A 20,649-nucleotide genomic window follows, 5' to 3' on the forward strand; every position below is an offset into this window, starting at 1 on the left:
TCGCCACAGCACATCGATGCGCTCACCAACCTACTTTCGGCGGCATTTGACCGCGCGGCGCTTGAGATCGCCTATGGCGGTGATCGGGAGACCTATACCGAAGCAATGCTTCACTTGGTCGGCGAAGTGCTTGATGGCAGTTAGCAAAACAACTTGAAACTTTGCGCGGAGGAACAGCTGACGCCACGAATGGTTCACCGCATGCGATGCCACCCTGCTTCAACAACGGCCCATTGCTGCCGTCTGATCGGTGTACCGGATGCTGCGGCTGCAGCCCGCATAGCAGACACTGGCTCCAGCCTCAATCAAACCGTACTTTCAGAGTAATCGGATCATGTCAGTGCTGTCCTCTTGCTCATTTCATCGCAAGCCGACTCGGTGAACACTTAAGATGTTTTCCGGGACTATGTCTTCAAGTTCGTACGTTGCGTTGCTTCGTTAGTCTTTGAATTTCACCTCAGGAATGTCAGATTTGCTCCCTAGCCTGAAAGGCTTTCTTTGCAACGGCGACAGCGTTCATGCAGGCTGGTACTCCTGCATAGACCGAAACCTGCAGGACAATTTCGACGATTTCTTCACGCGTCACGCCGCTGTTCAGCGCGGCGCGCATGTGAAACTCAAGCTGACCAGGCGCTGTCGCCATAGCTGCCAACATTCCTACGGTCAGCATTTCGCGTGTTCGAAGATCAATGCCCTCGCGGCTTACAACATCCGCGAATGCATATCCCAGTATCAGTTCCGTTGCGCCAGGAGAGAACGCTTCGAGGTTGGCTCGCACCTTGTCGGATGCGCCGCGCTCCAACTCTTCCAGCAACGCCAAAGCCTTTGCAAGAGGGTTACTGTTCCGGCTCATGCGTCCACGCCTTTCATACCTTCATCTGTGTAGCGCTGGCCGCGCACCTCGATAGCGTCAAGATCACCTTCCAAACGCTGAATTTCTTCTTTGCTCAGTTTTAGGTTTACAGCCTCAAGGTTTTCTTCGAGGTATTTGATGCGCCGCGTTCCCGGAATTGGAACGATGGTCTCACCCTTCGACAAAACCCAAGCCAGAGCCAGCTGAGCCGGCGTGCAGCTCTTGGTCTTGGCCATCTGACGCAAAACCTGAACCAACCTCATGTTTTTCTGGATGTTGTCCGGCAGGAACCGGGGCAACCCAGCCCGGAAATCTCCGTCCTCAAACTCGGTCTTTTGGTCGAACGTTCCTGTCAGAAAGCCACGCCCTAACGGAGCGTATGGAACAAACCCGATCCCAAGTTCAGAGCAGGTCGGGAGGATTTCGGCTTCAACTTCCCGGCTCCACAAAGAATATTCAGTTTGCAAAGCGGTCACTGGATACACGGCATGAGCGCGTCGCAAGGTTTTGGCGCTTACTTCGCAAAGGCCGATGTGGCCTACTTTCCCTTCCTCAACCAATAGCGACAGCTCGCGCATTACTTCCTCGACGGCGCGGTCCTTTTCGAGTCTGTGGACATAGTAAAGGTCGATATGATCTCGCCCGAGGCGTTTCAACGAGGCCTCGCAAGAGGAGCGGGCGTAAGCCGGACTGTTATCGAGCGCGCGCGCGTATTCGCCAGGGTTTCGCCTAATGCCGAACTTTGTCGCGATCTTGGGATGAGTGGTTGTTTCACCCAGAAAACGGCGCAGCAATTCTTCATTATGCCCGGAGCCGTACATATCAGACGTGTCGAAGAAATCGACGCCAAGCTCTGCCGCACGGTGCAAGACTTTCAAAGACTGTGCGTCATCGCACGGGCCGTAAAACTCGCTCATGCCCATGCAGCCAAGCCCGATGGCATTGACGGTGAGTGTCTTTGAAAGCGTTCTTGTTTGCATAACTTTCTCCATTCTTGGGCAGACTTAGGCTTTTCACGTCTGCAAATAAAACAGCGCTTCATGGAAGAACATTTTCCATTTATGAAAGACCTATGGATCGGTTGTATCTTGATGACGCCCCAGTATTTCTCGCGATTGCCCGCACGGGAACGTTGACAGCTGCCGCAAAGCAGATGGGGACAGGCGTTGCGACTGTGTCGCGTCGGATCGAGCGGCTGGAACATGCGTTGGGCATTCCGCTCTTTGTGCGCCATCAGACCGGATACAAGCTCACCGACGAGGGGCTGGCCTTGCTTCCTCGCGCCGAAGCCTTGGAAGAAGCTGCAGAGAGTATTCGCACAAATGCGGCCTCGGAAGCAGAGGCGACCGGCCACGTGCGTTTGGCGACCGCCGAAAACTTTGCGACCCGGTTTTTTCTTCCAAGCTTGCCCCAACTCCTAAAAGCGCATCCGGGTCTGACACTGGAGGTGCTGACCGACATCGCTACATCCAACCTTCACAGGCGTGATGCAGATCTGGCGGTGCGCATGGTGCGTCCGGACCGAGGAAACCTCACGATCCGCAAGATCGGGGTTCTCGGCTATGGCCTGTACGGATCGCAGGACTATCTCGACGGGCGGTCCACGTCGGTATCAAACCCAATTCCGGAGGATCGTTTCATTGGCTGGTCTGAACAACAGCAGATGTTGCCTGCCGCGCAATGGATGGAACGCCATCTGAAGGGCATTACCCCTTCCATTCTGACGTCCTCTTTGATGGGGCAGGTCGCATCTGTGCAGGCTGGCTTGGGCTTGGCTGTCTTGCCGCATTTTTTAGCAACCGATGCAGGGCTAAAGGCTGTTTCAAGGGATATCGGGTTGGATCAGCCGATCTGGCTGGTGGTGCACAGTGACCTGGCCGCATCCCGGCGGATAAGGGTTGTCGCCGAACATCTAACCAATGTGATTGCGACACATTCAGATGCTTTAAGCGGACGGGCTGCGCGAAAATCTTCAGCAGCATATTCCGAATTCGAAAAATAGGCTTTCGATGGCGACGCTTTTTCTCTGAGTTCGGCTGTCTCAATATGATCTTTGATGCCGAAAAGGAGAATGATCTTGATCACCGATTTGGATAAGATGCACCTGCGGCGGTGCATCGAACTTGCGAGAACGGCCGTTCTCAGTGGCGACGAACCCTTTGGATCAATTCTGGTTTCTGGTCAGGGCGAAATTCTATTCGAAGATCACAATCGTGTCGCAGGAGGAGACCATACCCAGCACCCGGAATTTGCAATTGCACGCTGGGCTGCAAACAATATGTCAGTTGATCAGCGTCTCAAGGCGACGGTCTACACATCCGGCGAGCATTGCCCCATGTGTGCTGCAGCGCATGGTTGGGTTCAGCTTGGGCGCATTGTCTATGCCGCCTCCTCAAAGCAGCTTACCCAATGGCTTGCAGAATTTGGAGTTGCCCGACCGCGCGTCAGAGCACTTCCGATCGATCATATCATCGAAGACACCATAGCTGACGGACCTGTTTTGGAGTTCGCAGAAGAAATCAGAGAGTTGCACGCGCTGAAACATCGAAGGCAGGTCAAACCTTGAACTCAATCGCTTGGCTTGGCCATTTCGCAACCTTCCCCTGCAGCAAATAGTTTGGCGGAGCTGTCCTTCTGCCAGCCCCGCCACCACTCGTTACCATCTACGTGGCTTTCAGCTACGTTCACTCTGCGCAGGCAAGGTCAATGGACCAACCGGTACACCAGAGTCCCACTCAGTGTGATCTTCGTCATTGACCGTGCCGGCGTCATTGGAATCGACGCCAAGTTCGATCTGCAACCGCACACCATATCCGTCAGTCATACCGAGTAGCACCTGATCAAGTTCCGCTGGAGCATTGGCATAGTCGCCGGTGCCGCCTGTCACGGCGCGCGTAACGGTTGCATCAACATCAACCAGTTCAGGGCCATGGCTTATCAACAGATCGCCATTCTCAAAGTGATACACCTGCCGGGTCATCACGATGGCGCCCGTTTCGGTACGCATACCGTCACCAACAAAGTATCCGTCGCAGGTCCACTCACCAATGACGAGCTCTGGGAAGGCCGGCGCGCCATTCGGCAGCGTGCCTTCGACGCCACCGTCAAGTGTGCCTTGAGGATAAATGTAGCCTTGCGTGACGAACGCATTGCCATATGCAGGCATGCCATCATCAAAGACGGGCGAGTCGGCAAATACAAATCGCGATATATCTTCGGCCACGTCGAAGGCCACAAGTGGCTCTTCCGCAGTTGCCGCAAGGGGAATAGCCGACATAGCGGCGGCAAGAAGAATGTAGGTACTTTTCATTGGATCAAATCCTTTCGATGGTTTTCAAGATAGTGAAGCGTCCGCAGCAGCAGTACGCTCGGTTGCAGCAGCCCGTTGAGGCTTGGTAGCCGTTTCTGTTGCCGGTGTACGCTTTGCGTCGGCTACAATTTGTCTGGCAATGCGGTCGGCGGTGACACCTGCTGCGTCAAAGAAGCCAGTGAAAGTTGGCCTAAAACCAGCGAACCATAGTCCAGGCATACTCGGATCCCGCTCTCCCATTGGATGATAGGGACGCCCGGTATCATCGAGGACATCAAGATGGCCCAGCAGCGGCGCGAGGCCCGCACGGTAGCCGGTTGCCGCGATTACGACGTCTGGCCTTCGGACAGAACCATCGGTCAAGCAAACGGCGTCGCCCCTGAAGTCTTCGATTGAGGGAACAATCTGGAATTTTCCTGCCTTCAGGGCGGCGATAAATCCATCATCTACGGCAAATGCGACGCCATCGCGCAAAAGCCGTGTACCGCCACCGTCGGGATGGCTTGAAAGCCCGTAGCGGCGCAGATTGCCCAGAAAAACCCGTTCGGTCAGTTTGAACGCGGGGTCCAATATGCCAGCAGGAAGCAAGGCAAAAAAACGGGCCAGCCGGTGCAGCGGAAGACCAAAGATACACTTGGGAACCACCGCTGGGCCGTGACGGACGGATACCATCACTTTTGCTGGATTGTGCCGCGCAAGGTGATTGAGTGCATCGGTACCCGAGTTTCCGGCACCGACTACAAGTACGCGCTTGCCGTCAAAGCGCGATACATCACCGAGATCAGCCACATGCAGCAGCTCTCCCGCATAATCCTGCCGCCCTGACCAATCCGGGATGTAAGGGATGCTGTCCCGGCCGGTGGCGACAACCAGGTTTTCGGCCTCGTGCACATCTGCGCCAGTGCTGACCCGCCATCCTCGTGCAGTACGCTTGACATTAGTTACGCGGGCACCAAACTGAATTTGCGTTCCAATACTGGCGGCGTAGCCTTCCAGATGCGCCACAACCGTGTCGCGTTTGAGGTAGGTGCCATCTGTTTTGGGAGCCGACTGACCAGGAAGACCGGCAAACCGCCGGTGAATATTGAGCCGGAGTGCCGGATGACGCCTCCGCCACGGCTCCGCAACCCGGCCTTCTGCTTCGAGCACAGTGACTAGCAGCCCGCGATGGGTCAAAGCGCGGGCGACGGCAAGGCCAGAAAGCCCTGCACCAATCACCAGCGTGCTACCACGTTCAATCGTCTTCATTGTTTGTCCTTTCGATTACCATAGCCAGCGGGAGGGAAGCGTCGGATCGTGCCGCTTCGCATGTCGCTCAAGGCCCATGTCCTTCAGCAAGTGGGGGGATAGCCGTGACAGTTCGTCCAATTCACGCCTCTCACGGCGTCTGATCTGAGCTCGCGCGATCCAGCGAAGGATGACGCGAGTGAAGCTTTGTGGCCGCCTGCGTGATCTGTCAGAGTGAGGCGAAATCATCGTCATGTTGTTAATCCTTTCCGGCGCCGCTCAGACGCGGGCTACAAAGTAGGCGTTGATAGGATCGTGCGGCAGGCGATGGGTCTCGACCGCGACAAAACCGGTTTCGACAAGGTATTCTTGGGCAGTTTCGACACCCCACATCGCGCCCAATCCTGGACCCCCCTGACCGATCGAGATCGGTGTGCAATGCATGCTGGAGATCGTGTAAAGGAGCGGTGCAAAGGGGTTCTCGACATTCTTTTCCAGATCGCGCGAACCACCGATGTCCTGCATCAAAAAGACCCCGTCCTCTCGCAAAGAATGCCTGACGAGACGCAAAAAGCCCTTTGGATCAGCCTGATCATGGACAGCGTCGAACGCCGTCACGAGATCGAAGGTTCCGACGGCATGACCGGATGACAAATCCCGTGCGTGAAAGATTAGATTCTTCAACCCCTCAAAACGCGCCTCAGCAGCTGTTTCGGCGAAGGCGTCTTCACAGAGGTCAAAGCCGTGAAAGCGGCTGTTCGGAAAAGAATGGGCCAGCGCCATCATTGCCCGTCCAGCACCGCAGCCGAAATCAGCAACATCGATACCAGCCTCCAAACGCTCAACAAGACCAGAGACAATCGGCAGGATCGCGTCCGTCAGGTTTGAAACGACAAGCTGGGCACTGTCTTCGGCCATCACCTCGTGGAAGCGGTCGAAGTGGTGGTAGCAAAGACCTTCGCCACTACGAAAACGCTCAAGCATTTCGTCCTCGACCGAGGCAGCGACGCCAATGAACTGGGTTGTGGTAGCGAGGTTGTTGGGGCTGGCAGCGCGAGTCAGAAACGCCGCGTTCTCAGCCGGCAGCGTGTAGGTTTCCGCCTGCGGGTCATAGGTGACCACACCAGATGTCACCATGACACCAAGCCATTCTCGCAGATAACGCGCGTTCACCTCAGCCCTTGTGGCAAGTGACGCTACCGTTCGGCCGGGATTGGCCGCAAGCGCGTCAAATAGGCCAGCTCGGTGTCCAAGTGATGTCATGATCGCCAGCGCAGCTTCGTTCAGCGTGCCGACGAAGCGTTCCGCGAAGGCCTCTGCCTTGGCGGCGTCGAATGTCGTATTCTGCTCTTGAATGGTCATCTTCTACTCCTTCGTTTCATGCAGGGCGAATGGGCCGCTGCTTTGGAGGTACAGATGGACTTTCTTTCGGTACCGCGATAGACGACAAAAGGACAAAATCGGTTGTTATCGGACATATGAGAGGCGGATGAGAGAGAAATGAGTATCAATACGGTGGTTATCGGGTCTCGCTACGCCGGGACCTCCGTTCTATTTTCGATCCTTGATGTGCTTGCATCAGTAGGGCGCGACTGGGAAATGCTGCATGGGTTGCCCGCGACCGCACCGATTTTTGATGCCAGTCTCAGAACAACCGACGGCGCACCCTATTGGGATGTTAACGGCAGGAAGATCACGCCTGACGCGATGCTGGCAGAAGCGCCCGCGCCTGATCTCATCATCGTATCCGACCTGCACTTCGACCCAAACGCGGGGTTGCCGGACGATCTGCGGCCAGTTGCCGATTGGATCAAAGTAGCCCACGCGAACGGCGCAATTGTCAGTTCAGTCTGCTCGGGTGCGTTGCTATTGGGCGAAGCAGGCCTGCTTGATGGCAAGGAGGCGACGACACACTGGGGATACGCCGAATTGCTGGGACGTGAGTATCCTGAGATAATGGTCTGCCGCGAACGCATTCTTGTTCCGGCAGGAGAAGGCCATAGGGTTGTCACCGCTGGTGGGGCGTCCGCCTGGGCTGACCTGATGCTTTATCTGATCGGGCGGTTCGCAGGCACCGATGAAGCGCGGCGCATCGCCAAGATCTATCTGATCGATCCACATCGCGACGGACAGCTTACCTATGCGTCGCTCACCTCTGCCCGGCAGCATCAAGATCAGTTGATCGCAGAGGCGCAAATGTGGGCCGCTCAACACTATGACACGCCCAGGCCCGTTGCCGCGATGGCCGAATTGACCGGACTGACCGAGCGCGGGTTCCACCGCCGCTTCAAGAAGGCGACGGGGCAGGCACCGACCGACTATGTCCAAACCCTGAGGATCGAGGAGGCAAAACAACTGCTGGAAACGACTGCAATGCCGATAGATGAGGTCGCTACCGAAGTGGGATATTCGGAGCCGTCAAGCTTTCGCGCTGCATTCCGAAAGCGCGTCGGAATGTCAGCCTCTGTATACCGAAAGAAGTGGCAGGCGCTGGTGTCTTTGGCACCTTGACAGACTTATGAGCGGGTCTCGCTCAAAGATTGGAGCAATAACTGAAACTTCAAGGCGTTCCAGCCCCCCGAAATTCCAGCGCAATACAGCATTCGTTAAGCTGGGCAGTGCCATCGATGGAGCATTAATGCACTAACGACCGGTCTTGCCGCTGCATCGCGGCGTTGATATCTTTTTTCGGCAGAGCTTTTTCTGCTGCGAGGGCACACAGCAAGATTTTGGCACTTCGGCATAGGTCTCACTGCCGCGATCGAAACAACCTCAGCATCTTCATCGTAGCCCTGTCTCGCTCGGATGGGGACGGCCCATTACAGACATTCGTCAGCTGACCGCATTGCTGGCATGCGCTCAGGTCGCAAAATTGGGATGCGCTCGAAAGCTGCCACTTCCTGGAAACTCAGCGACAAGACCAACTGTTCAGACCTCGATGCCTTTTTCGTGCCAGAGAGTGTGGACCGTGTTCCAGTCCGGAATTTCCGTGGTGTCGAACCCGTAAGTCTTGCCAGTGGCGATTTTGTCGAAGACGCGCATCGCCTCCAGATGAGCACCCGATTTAAGGTAAGCGCGCATGGCAGCGCGGTTTTGCCAGACACTTCTGGTATGGTGGATGCCGTTGATTGTTTGCGCTTCGGCATCTAGGCATCCGCCCGCGCGTTGAGCCTGGTTCATCGACGCGATTGCGTGGCGCCAAAAGATCGGCGTCTGCCAGAAATGGCGCACCCGCAAACCTGTGATCGACACATATACTAGCGAAGTCATCGTACCTCATCTGGTTGACAGCGTCTACTTTCTGAGCGAGAAGGTAGGCGCTGTCAACCTTGGAGCTTGTGTGATGAATGAATCAGCGTTGGACTTCAGCAAGCGATATGGGCCAACTGCTCTCGTAACTGGCGCGTCGGATGGTATCGGCGCGGCAATGTTGGCCGAACTTGCGGCGCGCGGACTGAACCTTGTTTTAGCAGCAAGACGTGCAGATCGCCTTGAAGCCCACGCGACTTCGCTGAGGAGCGATCATGGCGTGGAAGTGCTAGTCGTTCCGGTCGATCTAGGGACAAATGAGGGTCCAGATAATCTAGTGGCTGCGACCCGTGGGCAGGACATCGGGCTTTACGTCGCCTGTGCTGGGTTTGGAACGGCAGGCCGATTCATGGACAACTGCGCTTCAGACGAATTGAACATGATCGACGTGAACTGCCATGCGCTGACGGCAGTGCTGCATCCGCTGGCGCGTCAGATGGCGGCGCGCGGGCGCGGCGGGATCATCCTGATGAGTTCGATTGTCGCCTTTCAGGGCGTTGCAAACTCTGCAAATTATGCGGCTACCAAGGCATACGTGCAAACGCTTGCCGAAGGGCTTGCAGCAGAACTCGCATCCTCGGGCGTAGATGTGTTGGCAAGCGCGCCCGGGCCGGTGAATACCGGATTTGCGACACGCGCTGACATGCAGATGGGTAGTGCTGCCTCACCTGAAACGGTTGCGAAGGCCACCTTGCGGGCACTTGGCAAGACGGTCACCACACGCCCTGGTGGGCAATCCAAGCTGCTTGGCTATGGCCTCGCCATGTTGCCCCGCTCCTTCAGAAGCCGGATAATGGGACAAATCATGCAAGGGATGACGAAGCACCGCGATGCCAACAAAGAAAAAACAACTGCTTAAACAGGCGCTGGTCGAGCAGGCGTTCTCGGTTATCGAAGAAAAGGGCGTCGAACATCTTAGCTTGCGCGAAGTGGCACGCCGTCTCGGCGTCTCACACCAGGCTCCCTACAAACACTTCCCGTCGCGCGACCACATCCTCGCGGCCGTGGTCGCGCGATGCTTTGCGGAGTTTGCGCAGCACCTGTCGTCAAGGCCGTCCTGTAACGATCCTTTCGACGATCTGCACAAGATGGGACTCGCCTATCTGGAGTTTGCGCAGAAATTCCCGCTGCAATACCGATTGATGTTCAACACAGCCCTTCCGGACGGCACGGCCCATTCCGAGATGCTGGCGCAAGCTCAGTTTGCCTTCTCGATCTTGTATGACAAGCTGGGCGAGATGACTTTGAAAGACCCAGATCACCCTATCCGCGATCCCGTCAAACACGATGCGATCTACATCTGGTCCGCGCTTCACGGGCTGGCCAGTCTCATGCAATCGGATGTCACATCGACCCTTGGGCTGAGCAATGATGAAAAGGCCGTCGCCGTCGAGCGCCTTATGCGGCGGATGAGCCTCTCCATTGCGCCTTAGCATCATCGGAAAGAACGCAAGTTCGCGGTTGAGTGGCTCAAACTCGTTTTGCAGATGGAGGACACACAATGTCGAAGGAAATGAAAGGAGGGTGTTTCTGCGGCGCGATACGTTACGCGGTAACGTCCAAGCCCAAACTCAAGGCTCAGTGTCATTGTCGCGCATGCCAGTATTTTGCGGGCGGCGGGCCGAATTACTACATGCTGATAAGCCCTGAAGGTTTGCACTTCAGCCGTGGTGAACCCGGCACCTACCAAAATCCGAAAAAGTCTGGTGCCGTGACGCGGTCGTTCTGCCGCACATGTGGCACACACATCACCACCAAGCGGCCCGGTCTGCGGGAGCTTGTGCTGAAAGTCGGGACGCTTGACGATCCAGATGAATTTGGTGGGCCGAAGATCGCGATATTCTGCGAAGAGAAGCAAGACTGGCACCTCATACCGGAGGATATCCCAGCTTTCGATACACTCCCCCCACAAAACTGAAGGCGCGTTAGTAGCGTAGTCGAGTCGGTTGTGATGGGCTGCTGGTTATACGGCACAGCTTGGCGGCTAAGCTAAGGACCGGTCAGCAAAGCGCCAACTTATGGCCACGACTGTACCCTGTCGCAAAAATAGACCTCATTGTCGTCACCGCGACTGCGGCCCATTGCTGCCTTTGGCCATTCCGTGTCGATGCTGCGGTGCAGCCCGTCAGAGGAGACATTCGCCGCGAGCGCGAAGACAAGAGCCAGTCGAACTTACGGTCTGCGGGACAATCCCGACTTTCATTGCGAGAACCGCAACGACCGCTTGCGAACATTGACCGATATCCGACATTCCGTTGCCGGCAATAAAACCGTGCTAGTTTTGACAGACTTTGTGCCACAAACGATGCTCGGAGCGAACCGGATCTGCTGAGTGCAGCGGGTGTCCCGAAGGTCAGTTATTCTAAAGCATCTGCTTTTTGCGCACTCAAATTGGTGTTGCCTTCGGATTTGCCAATCCTGCCAAGCAGCGGCACGACCAACGGCAGATTGCTGTCGGGGCGGGTCATCACCGCACAGGGAATGTCGAACACTGTCTCGATGTTCTGAGAGGTCAGAACCTCTTTGACCGGACCTTCCGCCGCGACTTGGCCTGATTTGAACAGCACAATCCGATCCGCAACGGTGGCCGCCATGTTTAGATCATGAAGCACGATCACCACCGTCTTGCCGCCGTTCCGCGCCATCTGGCGCACCAGTGACAGCGTCGACAGCGCATGAGAGATATCGAGGTGGTTGGTCGGCTCGTCCAAAAAAATAACCGGCGATTGCTGGGCCAGCACCATGGCCAGCCATGCCCGCTGTGCTTGGCCGCCGGACAGGTTTGCCAGCGGCGTTTCAGCCAGCGCCACCATGGTGGTCGCGCGCAAGGCGGTGTCGATCGCGGTGTGATCACCGATGTCGAGCCCGGCGAAGGGTTTGCGGTGGGCATAGCGGCCAAGTGCCACCAGATCGCGCACGCGCATCTCCTCGGGCGCCGTGGGCGTCTGCCCCAGCATCGCGACCGTGCGGGCCAAGCCCTTGGCGCTCCATTGTCCGAGCGGCATGGCGTCGAGGATCACCTCGCCTGCCGACAGTGGCTGGATGCCCCGCATCGCCTTAAGCACCGTCGACTTGCCGCAGCCGTTGGGCCCGCACAGCGCTGTGACCTCGCCCTTGGGGATTGACAGCGTGAGACCGTTGAAAACCGTCATATCACGGTAGCCCATGATGCCCGCGTCGATGGTGATAAGAGGCTCAGGCATGGGCACGTCCGTGGCGGAGGAGGAGGAACAGGAAGTACGGCGCGCCAATCAGAGCGGTGACAGCGCCTGCCGGGACTTCGAGAGGCTGGAACAGCACGCGGACCAGAAGATCTGCCATCAACACCATGCCCGCCCCGATCAATGCCGCCCCGGTCAGTTGCCATGCCGCGCCGGTTCCGAACAACAGCCGGGCGGCATGGGGCGCGATGAGACCGACGAACCCGATGCCGCCGACGATTGAGACCATTGCCGCCGTCAGCAGGACCGACAGGGCCAGCGTCGCCACACGTGTGCGTGTGACCGAGAGTCCTGTGGTTCGAGCGCTAAGGTCATCAAGGTGCAACTGGTCGAGGGGGCGGATCAGCGCGACCAGCGCTGGCAAGGCGACAAGAAGCGCCATGGCCAGCATCCAGACCTCGCGCCATTCGGCGCTTTGCACCGAGCCCGCCAGCCAGATCAACCCTTGCGAGGCGCGGTAGACCGGACCCGCAATTATCAGGAGGACGACAATGGCATTGGCAAGTGCGGCCAGCGAGATCCCGTAGAGGATCAGCGTCATGGGCCGTGTATCATCGCGCGCAGCAAGGCTTGCAACGACAAGGGCGAAGACGACCGCGCCGAGGATCGCAGCGACGGGTTGCCAAACGATTGAGACGGTCAGCACGTTGGCCTCATTCGAGAACAGGAGCAAGAACAGAAGGACGCCAACGGCTGCCCCGTCCACGATTCCAAGGACACCAGGCGACGCCAATGGATTGCGTGTGGCCCGTTGCAACAGCATGCCCGCGATGCCCAGGCCCGCGCCTGCCAGCAGGGCCATGGTCACGCGCGGCAGGCGGATATTCCACAAGATCACCGTATCAGCGCGGCTGCCCTGGCCGAACAATGCGGCGGTCACCCGGTCGAGCGGCATGAACGAACTGCCCATTGCGGCAGCGACAAGTGCCAAGACGACAAGGCCGACCGGTAGGCTGACACGGGCTGCGGTCATGCGAGACGCATCCGAGCGCTGCGCAGAAGGCTGATCAGGATCGGGACACCGATCAGCGCCATGACCGCGCTGACGGGGGCTTCGGTTGGGTAAAGGATAAAGCGCGCCAGCACGTCCGCCGTCAGCGCAAGCAGCATGCCGAAAATCATGCTGCGCGGGATCATCTGGGCGTGGCCGCGCGCCCCCGACAGCTGCGCCAGATGGGGCGCCGCGAGGCCCACGAACGCGATGGGTCCCGCCAGCGCCACGGCGCAACCAGCCAGCAGGGCCGCGCCCCCCAGAAGCAACAGCCGCAGGCGCGCGACATCAACGCCGAGGCTTGTCGCGGTCGCATCATCGGCCCGCAAGGCATCAAGCGCCGGGGCCAGCGCCAAACATAGGGCGCCGCCAATGGCCAGACCTGCCGCTACGATCCAGACGCCCGCCAGGGGCCTGTCCGCGAAGGAGCCGGACAGCCAGAAGATAAGCTCCTCCAGCGTCTGTTCGTTCAGGATCACCAGCACCTGCACGCCCGCCATCAGCAGCGCTGCCACCGTCACACCCGCCAGCAACAGGTGCACCGGCGATACCGACGCCCCGACCGATAGCGCGAGGCCAAAGACAAGCGCCGCTGCGATACCTGCACCCAAAGCCGCCACGCCCATGATCGCCCAGATGCCCACCCCCGACTGGTAAGTCAAAAGCACAACGACCGCAAAGGCCGCGCCGGCATTCACGCCCAACAATCCCGGCTCTGCCACCGGGTTGCGGGTGACCGATTGCATCATCAGTCCGGACAGCGCCAACGCCGCCCCCACCAAAGCGGCGAGCACCATGCGCGGCGCGCGCAGATCGCGTATGATAATCGCCGTAGCGTCGGTATCGGTGCCAACCATTGCGCGCCAGACATCCTCCGTTGGATAGGCCCGCACCCCCACATGCAAGCCGAGTACGGCAACACACAGGCTCAGGATGATCAACGTGATGTTTCCGACGCGCATTGCGGCTCTTGATATCCTTACAATTTCAGTCAAGTTATTACCTGATAAAAATACTCAACATCAAGGACAAACCCCATGCGCCCTTTCATTCTTGTTGCCGCAAGCGCCATATGCCTTGCCGGTGCCGCCTCTGCCGATACGATCACCCACGCGATGGGCGAGACGGAAGTACCGGATGATCCCCAACGCATCGTAATTCTGACAAATGAGGGGACAGAGGCGCTTTTGTCGCTTGGCATCACGCCGGTCGGTGCGGCCAACAGCTGGCTGGGTGATCCATGGTATGATCACATCGCGCCCCTCATGGAGGGGGTCCAGCCCCTGGGCACGGAAAATGGCATCAATCTGGAGCTGGTCGCGGCGCTGGAACCGGACCTGATCCTCGGCAACATGCAGCGCCATGAAGAGGTCTATGCCCAACTCAGCGCGATAGCGCCTACGGTGATGTCAGAGCGGCTACGCGGTGACTGGCGTGTGAACTATGCGCTTTACGCCGAGGCCGTGGGCATGGTCGAAAAAGGCGCCGAGGTGCTGGCGGAATATGACGGACAGGTGGCAGCTCTGTCCGCAGCGCTGGGGGATAACCTGGCCGAAGAAGTCTCGATCATCCGCTTCCTCGCGTCGCAGATCCGCATCTACCAATTGGACAGCTTCTCAGGTGTGATACTCAGCGATCTGGGCTTTGCCCGGCCAGCGATTCAGAACGTGGAGGAATTCGCCCTGCGCGTGGGCCGCGAAAACATCCCCGACATGGACGGCGACCGCATCTTTCATTTCACCTATGACAATGGCAACGGTGAAGGCGACGCCGCAACATCAGAGGCGCTGGCCGACCCCCTGTGGCAGAACCTCAGCGCGGTGGAGGCGGGTCGTGTGCACCAGGTGAGCGATACCGTCTGGAATACCGCAGGCGGCATCCTTGCCGCGCGTCTGATGTTGGAGGATATCGCCGAAATCTATGGCATCGAGTAAGGGATCGTGTGTCGATGCCCTCGGTTTTGCAAGGAATTTCTGAACTTCTTGAAGGTGATTGATTGCGGTCGTGTTTCAGGCCGTCGAGAGCAAAACGCTCAGCATAGATTCCGTCTGGTCTGCAATGAAATTCACCCATCCAATTGCGGGCAAGGTCTATCGCAACAGTTATGGAACGCTGCCGGAAAAGAGGTGACGTACAAAATCTACCCAGTTTTGCAGTGCGGTTTGCTTAGCTGACATACGCTATCATGCAGCAATGTAGTGCGTATGGGCTCCAAGCCGACCTCGGATGCATCGCAGCATCTACTAGCGCTGGCCCAGAGGGAATACTGGTTTATCAGAGCGGTTGCATCCATGACAGCTTGACGACACCCTCATTACTGGCGTTTCCTACCGTCATGGAGATAAATGATGACAAAGTTGACGAAGCAGTTCTGGCGCTGCTTTGGCTGACGCTTCACGACGGGCGTCGAGCTTGGAAGGGCCACGATTGGGATGTGCTCTCTCGGCTACATCAGAAAGGACTAATTCTTGATCCAGTTGGCAAGGCAAAGTCTGTAGTATTGACAAACGATGGTTTGCGCCGGTCGGAAGAATTGTTCAAAGCCCTCTTTACCAACGCGCCAAAACCTTGACTGAACAAAGAGGTATCACTGGCAAAGACAAGGCCCGTTGCTGCGGTTGGCCAACGTCCAGCTGTGCTGCGGTGCGAGCCGTAGAACCTGCCATTCGCTGCGTGAGCAAAATCAGAACGCGGTCAAACTCACGTTCTGCCGACACAGGCGGCCTTCGCGAAATTGCGCCAATGTCTGTTTTTTATAACAACGCCCGCAGTCGGTTGTTTCGCGCATTGTGCTCGAGTTCCACGAGTCCCAAAAGCTCTAGCGTTGGGGCCACGTAGTTGGCAAACCGACCCCGGTATCCCTTTCGAAGTCCGTAGTATCCACCAACGGGATTGCTCTCAGATCGCGCCCAATATTCCAAAGTTCCCTCTTTGACAGGTTTCCCTTCGTCTGCATTGCCAAGTGGCATCCAGTCACCGTGCCGTTTCAGCATAGCATGAGCGTCTTCAAGGCAACGCAACTGGTACGAAAGCTGGGTCGTGCCGACCTGAACGACCAACGCTTCCGGGTCTTTGGTTTCGTCTTTCCAAACCTGGAATTCTGACGAGAGGGGCGGCGTTTTTAGGATCCAAGGGTCGTCCTCGGTTCCCGAGCCATAAATCACATCATCCATCTTGTTCTGCTTCCTCTTTTAGCGTCATCGCAAATTTCTTGAAACTTGGTGTCAGGTCGGGCATGGACTTGGTGATTGGTCCTGCGAACAGGCCTGAAAACTCTTCGCGCATCGCAAATACGCTTCCTTGCGGGGTCGCTGAAATCGTAAAAGTACGCGTACCGACAAAAAGTCCAAACGGCATTCCACCGCGCCACACCATCTTGTTGGGCGCGTCGAATTTGATCACTTTCAACGAAAAGGCTCGGTCGGGCGCCACCTCGGACCAAAGCTTGATTTTTGCGTTCTGCGCGATGCTACCGTCGAACCGTACAATCCCATAACGCTCTGGCGCGCGTGGCATTTCCGCTGTCAGTGTCTGCCATACACGCGTCGGCGGCGATGCGATTTCAATCTTGGTTTCATAGAACTTCACGGTTTTTCCTTATGTTGACACCTTGCGACTTAGCACCCCTAATATGACATCTTCTGTCATATTAGTTTTTCTGAAATGCGCGCTTCTCGACTTCTTCAAATCCTGCTCCTGTTGCAGAATCGTGGACGTCAAACCTCGGCTCAATTGGTGTCACTGTGCCGTTAATTCTTGGACGCTGATGTATTGGCAGGGATTTGGACGAGTCTTGTGCCTTTAATTACTGGATATCCATAGATCGCTGTCTGGCAGATTGAAGGATAGTTTCGGCGTACTTGAGCAGTTCGCTGCGGTCCGCATTTGCACCGAGTTGTATGATCGCCAACTTTGCCGCTGCGAGATACTTGGGCTGAGGCGAAGCGCTGATATATGCGGGTTGTCGCTTTGTTTGGTCTTGCTGATTGTCTCCGCTCCAGACTTTGCGGATACGTAGTTTGCCGGCGCGGCTTGCCAATCGATCTACCAGTTTCCGTCTATGTGGCAAGGCAGCACGGAGTTTGCGGTCCAAGGTGGGATCGTTCTTCATCAACAACGCAACCGCTAGCAAAGGTCGGGTCATTCCGATGTCGATTGCGGCGAGGGCTTTGAAGCGATCTATTCGGTTCTGGGAAAAGAGCGCGCCGTGACGGAGTTCCGGCGCGAGCACACCAGAGGCTTGCAGCGTCAAATCCATCCGTCGACCAGCATGCCGGTCCCTGTGCCGATTGGCGAGCCTCAGCCACTTCGCTCCTTCTTTGGCGCGGGTGCGGAGCCGGGTGGGCAGGTGCGCATGTGCCGTTGGATCACGGCGCACTGGCGACAGCTCGGACCCGCAGACTTCGCATTGCAAGGACCAGGCGTAGCGCCAATGGCGCAGAGATATCCCGGATACCTTATGAGTGCACGCGGGACAGTGCTGAAAATCCGACCACGAAATGCACTCGACCGGGAATTCAGCCCGCCGCCGGAGCAACATGCTGCCAAGCTGCAACGGCGGCAGACGTAACGTTGCGCAGAAACCGTCCATGTCTACGCCCGCCAAATCTGATTGCGTTTCCGGCGGACGTTCTTGATCATGCCCCAGATATCGGCAGAGCTCTGGGACCGAACAAAAGTTGGCGTTTGCCAGACGGGCGATCCAGCTTGACAGCAGCTCGTCCGGATAAGGTGCCGGACGCCTTGGCAGAGGTTTGCGGTACACTAAAATGCCGGTTGCGGTTGGTTCCGAACGGTCCAACTATGTTTGGCCCAGATTGGCTGCCAAGATTGGACGGCGTCATCAGTGATCCGCTCTTCGCCGGTTTCAATGGCGTCGATGGCAAGTGCCTTGATCATCGTGAACACACGCGACGTGACACCTCCGGTAACGGCCAAAATGGTACGTAGAGACTGGACACTCAGACCAGATCCGCGCTCCAGCTGCATTGCCGCGATCAGAGTCTGGACCAGCCGGGAAAACTCCACGTCGTCATCCCAGAGCGGAAGGAAATGTTCGTCCAACCGTCGCGCAAGCTGTTCGTCACCACGAACCGCCTCAGCGGCTTCGTTGACACCAAAAACGACGAGTGACGCGCATAGATCATTGGAAAGGAAGCGCAGCATGTTCAGGAACCGGCGTTGCTCCCGATAGCTTCCGGCGAGGAGATTATGGACCTCGTCGATCATGATCATCTTCAAGTCCATTCCGCGCAAATGGCTGAGAGCCCGCACCTCCAGTTCGGAGATGGTGTGACGGCCCCACATCGGCGCGCCGATCGACGCCAGGATATGTTGATAGAACCGCCGCTCGTCCGGTGCGGGTGGCGCCTGCAGGAGCAGGATCGGCGTACGCGTCACCCCGAGGTCTGAGCGATAGTTGCTCGGGTAGAGGCTCTCCATCCGCTTGGCGATCATGGTCTTGCCGATGCCAGAGCTGCCATAAACCATGAGGCCCGGCATTCTGGACTGCCGAGGCATTTCCATCAGGGATGTCAATCTGTTGAGAACAATGGTTGCGCGGTCAAAGGCGATCCAGCGATCGCTGCGAATGAGATCAAGTCGCATCAAGGAGGTCCATCAAAGTCATCTATCGGGTAAGTTGGAAGGTTGGGGTTGCTTGTATCAATTGCGAACATCTCTCGGGACGGATCCCGCTTCGGCTTGTCGTTTGGCAGGCGTGCTTTGCGTTCTTCGTCCAGGCGCGCCGTAAGCGTCCGTTGCCGCGACGCATGGGCGATGCGCCGCTGCTCTTCAATGATCCCGAACAGAATTGCTTCCGATATCCTTCCGCCGTGCCGCTCATGGAAGATTGCATTGGCGCGCCGCGACTCCCAAAGGGAAACTTTGGGCCGCGAAAGATCCTTGTAGCGCGCCGCAATTGTTCGACCATCGTCTGTGACCACCCAAATCCGGGACATATCTCGCGGGTCGTACTTGACTGTAACCTTCCCCGCGCCGCGCCCGATCATCAGCGCGAAGGCGTCACTCCAATAGCCGATAGAAAACAAGTTGATCCCAGTCCTGCCAAGTTGGCGGCGTTCTGACGGAAGGAAACTGATCCGGAAGGCATCGGTGTCCACGACCTGCCGGCCAGCATCGTCGCCCCCAAGATCGGCCCAGGCGGCGAGCGGGGTTCGCCGCAATCCGCTGTGGCGTGTATTATGGTACCGACAAATCTCCAGCTGCAGCCATTCCTCAAACTCATCCAGGGTCATTGAGGCCTTGGCAGCGCTCTCATACTCGCCCTTGTCTTTTGGCGAAGATTGCGTCGTTCCCGGCAGTACATGCACAGCACCCATAGTCGTGCCGATCAGGCGCTCGATATGTCCGCCAAAGTGCACGCGACCCGGCGGCCGGTAGTTGATCGAGATGCCCCATTCCGCACAGGCCGATCGGAAGGCGTCACTACGAAAATCCCGCCCGTTATCGACATGGATGGCCTGTGGAATCCCGGCTGTCGGCCAATAGAGTTGCTCAAGCGAACTAGGAGTCCGGATAGACTTCGGTCGCACACAGTGGTCAAGGCAAAGGCAAATGGACAAGACGGATGGCGCGTCGAAAGTGACATAGGCACCCAGAACCACACGCGTCGCGACGTCGATCGCGAGTGTCAGCCATGGTCGTGCCAGAGGTTTGCGTTCAACCTGATCAACGAGGATAATATCTGCCAAGGTGTGATCAATCTGGACAACCTCCAACGGGTGTTCCACATCCAACCCCCCTGCCCTCGCTTCGAATACCTGTCTGGCGGCCTTAGCTCCTTTCCGCTTCCGCAGCACTTCACGCTGGTCCATCGCGTCTAGGCGGGCCTTGATCGTACGGCGGGTTGGGCGGCGAAATCCCCGGGCCCCGCATTCTGACTGGATCTCTCCCACAATCCGAAGAAAACTTGGCGGCTCAGGCACCAAATAGTGTCGGCGTAGAACGCGCTCAATGATGCCCTCAACCTCTCGACCCAAACGACGTGACCCGCGTTTTGGGCCACGGCGCTTCGGGAGCAATGCGCTCGACCGCCCATCGTTTTGCTTCAACCGTCGATAATACTCCCAAGCAGAACTACGGGAAACACCCATCTCTTCCGCCGCAGCCAACAATAGCGGACCCACGTCCTTGCCAGCTCGATCCAGCTCTAGGATCGGGCGCAAGATATCGGCCCGCGCAATTGCGAGCGCCCGATCTTCCGAGTTCTCTGTTTCCTTTGCCAAACGCCGCCGCCCATCCAACTTATCTACAAAACAAACCGTCCGGGAATTAAAGGCACAGTCCCGAAATTAAAGATACAATCCAGGAAATAACAGCACAACCAGTAACTGATTTTACTCAGTTTTTTGAGGTAAGCGTCCGGGAATTAACAGCACCATGACACAAGGGGCCGGACGCCCCTGTCGACTTCGGCTGCATAACTGTCGATATCGAACGTTTTGTGGTTGGCCTTGATCGCGCGACCCAGGAAGGTCGCGCAATCGCGGTCGAACCAGTCTTTTAGCTTCTTGGCCATTACCGATCAGACCGGAACGGCGTCAGCCGCGTATTGCGCCAGAAACTCTTCGGTCGGCGGAATTGGCGTGATGACATCAATCAGCACGCCATTTGGATCGCGATAGATTGCGTGGCGCTGGCCAAAGGGCTCACTGACCAGTGCCTTCGCCACCGGCACGCCGTCGCTGCGCAGCTTTTGGTCGATGGCATCGACGTC

The 20,649-nt window shown here is 57.3% G+C and carries 24 protein-coding genes and 1 pseudogene; 8 read left to right on the forward strand and 17 right to left on the reverse strand.

Annotated elements, in window-relative coordinates; genetic code table 11:
* Window positions 1–466: 466 nt before the first annotated feature.
* A complete protein-coding gene (locus ACFWW4_RS22075) occupies window positions 467–814 on the reverse strand; it encodes a carboxymuconolactone decarboxylase family protein (protein WP_411892803.1) in 348 nt (115 codons plus the stop codon).
* Between the two features lie 35 nt (window positions 815–849).
* On the reverse strand, window positions 850–1,833 hold the full coding sequence (locus tag ACFWW4_RS22080; protein WP_411892804.1) for an aldo/keto reductase: 984 nt from the start codon (window positions 1,831–1,833) through the stop codon (window positions 850–852).
* Window positions 1,834–1,925: 92 nt separating this feature from the next.
* On the opposite strand from ACFWW4_RS22080, the gene ACFWW4_RS22085 reads away from it, so the two are divergent.
* Both ACFWW4_RS22085 and ACFWW4_RS22090 read left to right on the forward strand, forming a co-directional pair.
* Complete coding sequence (locus ACFWW4_RS22085; protein WP_411892805.1) at window positions 1,926–2,855, forward strand: LysR family transcriptional regulator; 930 nt, start codon at window positions 1,926–1,928, stop codon at window positions 2,853–2,855.
* 75 nt (window positions 2,856–2,930) lie between these two features.
* Window positions 2,931–3,419 carry a nucleoside deaminase gene (locus tag ACFWW4_RS22090; RefSeq protein ID WP_411892806.1) on the forward strand — a complete coding sequence of 163 codons (489 nt, stop codon included), beginning with the start codon at window positions 2,931–2,933 and terminating at the stop codon, window positions 3,417–3,419.
* Window positions 3,420–3,527: 108 nt separating this feature from the next.
* Here the strand turns inward: ACFWW4_RS22090 and ACFWW4_RS22095 are convergent, their stop codons facing one another.
* The 4 genes from ACFWW4_RS22095 to ACFWW4_RS22110 are packed head-to-tail and all read right to left on the reverse strand — an operon-like array spanning window position 3,528 to window position 6,752.
* On the reverse strand, window positions 3,528–4,163 hold the full coding sequence (locus tag ACFWW4_RS22095; protein WP_411892807.1) for a hypothetical protein: 636 nt from the start codon (window positions 4,161–4,163) through the stop codon (window positions 3,528–3,530).
* A gap of 24 nt (window positions 4,164–4,187) precedes the next feature.
* Window positions 4,188–5,411 carry a flavin-containing monooxygenase gene (locus ACFWW4_RS22100; RefSeq protein WP_411892808.1) on the reverse strand — a complete coding sequence of 408 codons (1,224 nt, stop codon included), beginning with the start codon at window positions 5,409–5,411 and terminating at the stop codon, window positions 4,188–4,190.
* 15 nt (window positions 5,412–5,426) lie between these two features.
* On the reverse strand, window positions 5,427–5,645 hold the full coding sequence (locus tag ACFWW4_RS22105) for a DUF1127 domain-containing protein (protein ID WP_411892809.1): 219 nt from the start codon (window positions 5,643–5,645) through the stop codon (window positions 5,427–5,429).
* Between the two features lie 24 nt (window positions 5,646–5,669).
* Window positions 5,670–6,752, reverse strand: coding sequence for a class I SAM-dependent methyltransferase (locus ACFWW4_RS22110; protein WP_411892810.1), 1,083 nt, complete (start codon window positions 6,750–6,752; stop codon window positions 5,670–5,672).
* A 138-nt stretch (window positions 6,753–6,890) separates the two neighbouring features.
* Between ACFWW4_RS22110 and ACFWW4_RS22115 the strand changes: the two genes are divergently transcribed.
* Window positions 6,891–7,901, forward strand: coding sequence for a GlxA family transcriptional regulator (locus tag ACFWW4_RS22115; RefSeq protein ID WP_411892811.1), 1,011 nt, complete (start codon window positions 6,891–6,893; stop codon window positions 7,899–7,901).
* A 417-nt stretch (window positions 7,902–8,318) separates the two neighbouring features.
* Here ACFWW4_RS22115 and ACFWW4_RS22120 read toward each other — a convergent pair whose 3' ends face one another.
* Window positions 8,319–8,621, reverse strand: a complete 303-nt coding sequence (locus ACFWW4_RS22120; RefSeq protein ID WP_411892812.1) for a hypothetical protein — start codon at window positions 8,619–8,621, stop codon at window positions 8,319–8,321.
* A gap of 10 nt (window positions 8,622–8,631) precedes the next feature.
* On the opposite strand from ACFWW4_RS22120, the gene ACFWW4_RS22125 reads away from it, so the two are divergent.
* From ACFWW4_RS22125 to ACFWW4_RS22135, 3 genes are all read left to right on the forward strand, one after another.
* Window positions 8,632–9,558: an SDR family NAD(P)-dependent oxidoreductase gene (locus ACFWW4_RS22125; RefSeq protein WP_411892813.1), complete on the forward strand. Its 927-nt coding sequence runs from the start codon at window positions 8,632–8,634 to the stop codon at window positions 9,556–9,558.
* Window positions 9,530–10,132, forward strand: a complete 603-nt coding sequence (locus ACFWW4_RS22130) for a TetR/AcrR family transcriptional regulator (RefSeq protein WP_411892814.1) — start codon at window positions 9,530–9,532, stop codon at window positions 10,130–10,132. The genes ACFWW4_RS22125 and ACFWW4_RS22130 overlap by 29 nt, the downstream gene beginning before the upstream one ends.
* Before the next feature lie 68 nt (window positions 10,133–10,200).
* Window positions 10,201–10,617, forward strand: a complete 417-nt coding sequence (locus tag ACFWW4_RS22135; protein WP_411892815.1) for a GFA family protein — start codon at window positions 10,201–10,203, stop codon at window positions 10,615–10,617.
* 439 nt (window positions 10,618–11,056) lie between these two features.
* Here ACFWW4_RS22135 and ACFWW4_RS22140 read toward each other — a convergent pair whose 3' ends face one another.
* From ACFWW4_RS22140 to ACFWW4_RS22150, 3 genes are read right to left on the reverse strand one after another with little or no spacing between them, the layout of a single operon-like run.
* Window positions 11,057–11,902 carry an ABC transporter ATP-binding protein gene (locus tag ACFWW4_RS22140; protein ID WP_208354599.1) on the reverse strand — a complete coding sequence of 282 codons (846 nt, stop codon included), beginning with the start codon at window positions 11,900–11,902 and terminating at the stop codon, window positions 11,057–11,059.
* Window positions 11,895–12,893, reverse strand: coding sequence for a FecCD family ABC transporter permease (locus ACFWW4_RS22145; protein WP_411892816.1), 999 nt, complete (start codon window positions 12,891–12,893; stop codon window positions 11,895–11,897). The genes ACFWW4_RS22140 and ACFWW4_RS22145 overlap by 8 nt, the downstream gene beginning before the upstream one ends.
* A complete protein-coding gene (locus ACFWW4_RS22150) occupies window positions 12,890–13,873 on the reverse strand; it encodes a FecCD family ABC transporter permease (RefSeq protein WP_411892817.1) in 984 nt (327 codons plus the stop codon). The genes ACFWW4_RS22145 and ACFWW4_RS22150 overlap by 4 nt, the downstream gene beginning before the upstream one ends.
* 75 nt (window positions 13,874–13,948) lie before the next feature.
* Between ACFWW4_RS22150 and ACFWW4_RS22155 the strand changes: the two genes are divergently transcribed.
* Together ACFWW4_RS22155 and ACFWW4_RS22160 are read left to right on the forward strand one after the other, a co-directional pair.
* Window positions 13,949–14,845 carry an ABC transporter substrate-binding protein gene (locus tag ACFWW4_RS22155; protein WP_411892818.1) on the forward strand — a complete coding sequence of 299 codons (897 nt, stop codon included), beginning with the start codon at window positions 13,949–13,951 and terminating at the stop codon, window positions 14,843–14,845.
* A gap of 401 nt (window positions 14,846–15,246) precedes the next feature.
* Complete coding sequence (locus ACFWW4_RS22160) at window positions 15,247–15,483, forward strand: DUF6429 family protein (RefSeq protein WP_411892819.1); 237 nt, start codon at window positions 15,247–15,249, stop codon at window positions 15,481–15,483.
* A gap of 181 nt (window positions 15,484–15,664) precedes the next feature.
* Here the strand turns inward: ACFWW4_RS22160 and ACFWW4_RS22165 are convergent, their stop codons facing one another.
* The 7 genes and pseudogenes from ACFWW4_RS22165 to ACFWW4_RS22195 form a co-directional block, all read right to left on the reverse strand.
* Entirely contained in the window at window positions 15,665–16,084 is a 420-nt protein-coding gene (locus tag ACFWW4_RS22165) for a DUF6855 family protein (protein ID WP_411892820.1), read from the reverse strand.
* Entirely contained in the window at window positions 16,077–16,427 is a 351-nt protein-coding gene (locus tag ACFWW4_RS22170; RefSeq protein ID WP_411892821.1) for a hypothetical protein, read from the reverse strand. The genes ACFWW4_RS22165 and ACFWW4_RS22170 overlap by 8 nt, the downstream gene beginning before the upstream one ends.
* A gap of 289 nt (window positions 16,428–16,716) precedes the next feature.
* Window positions 16,717–17,169, reverse strand: coding sequence for a hypothetical protein (locus tag ACFWW4_RS22175; RefSeq protein WP_411892825.1), 453 nt, complete (start codon window positions 17,167–17,169; stop codon window positions 16,717–16,719).
* Between the two features lie 150 nt (window positions 17,170–17,319).
* Window positions 17,320–17,676 (reverse strand): annotated as a pseudogene (locus tag ACFWW4_RS22180) (TniQ family protein); the annotation flags it as partial.
* On the reverse strand, window positions 17,676–18,518 hold the full coding sequence (locus ACFWW4_RS22185; RefSeq protein ID WP_411892824.1) for a TniB family NTP-binding protein: 843 nt from the start codon (window positions 18,516–18,518) through the stop codon (window positions 17,676–17,678). The pseudogene ACFWW4_RS22180 and the gene ACFWW4_RS22185, both read right to left, overlap by 1 nt.
* Window positions 18,518–19,663, reverse strand: coding sequence for a transposase (locus tag ACFWW4_RS22190; RefSeq protein ID WP_411892822.1), 1,146 nt, complete (start codon window positions 19,661–19,663; stop codon window positions 18,518–18,520). The genes ACFWW4_RS22185 and ACFWW4_RS22190 overlap by 1 nt, the downstream gene beginning before the upstream one ends.
* A gap of 794 nt (window positions 19,664–20,457) precedes the next feature.
* A partial coding sequence (locus ACFWW4_RS22195) for a VOC family protein (RefSeq protein ID WP_411892823.1) occupies window positions 20,458–20,649 on the reverse strand: 192 nt, incomplete at its 5' end.

Origin of the sequence: Yoonia sp. SDW83-1, assembly GCF_046762885.1 — a bacterium.
Classification (GTDB): Bacteria; Pseudomonadota; Alphaproteobacteria; order Rhodobacterales; family Rhodobacteraceae; genus Yoonia.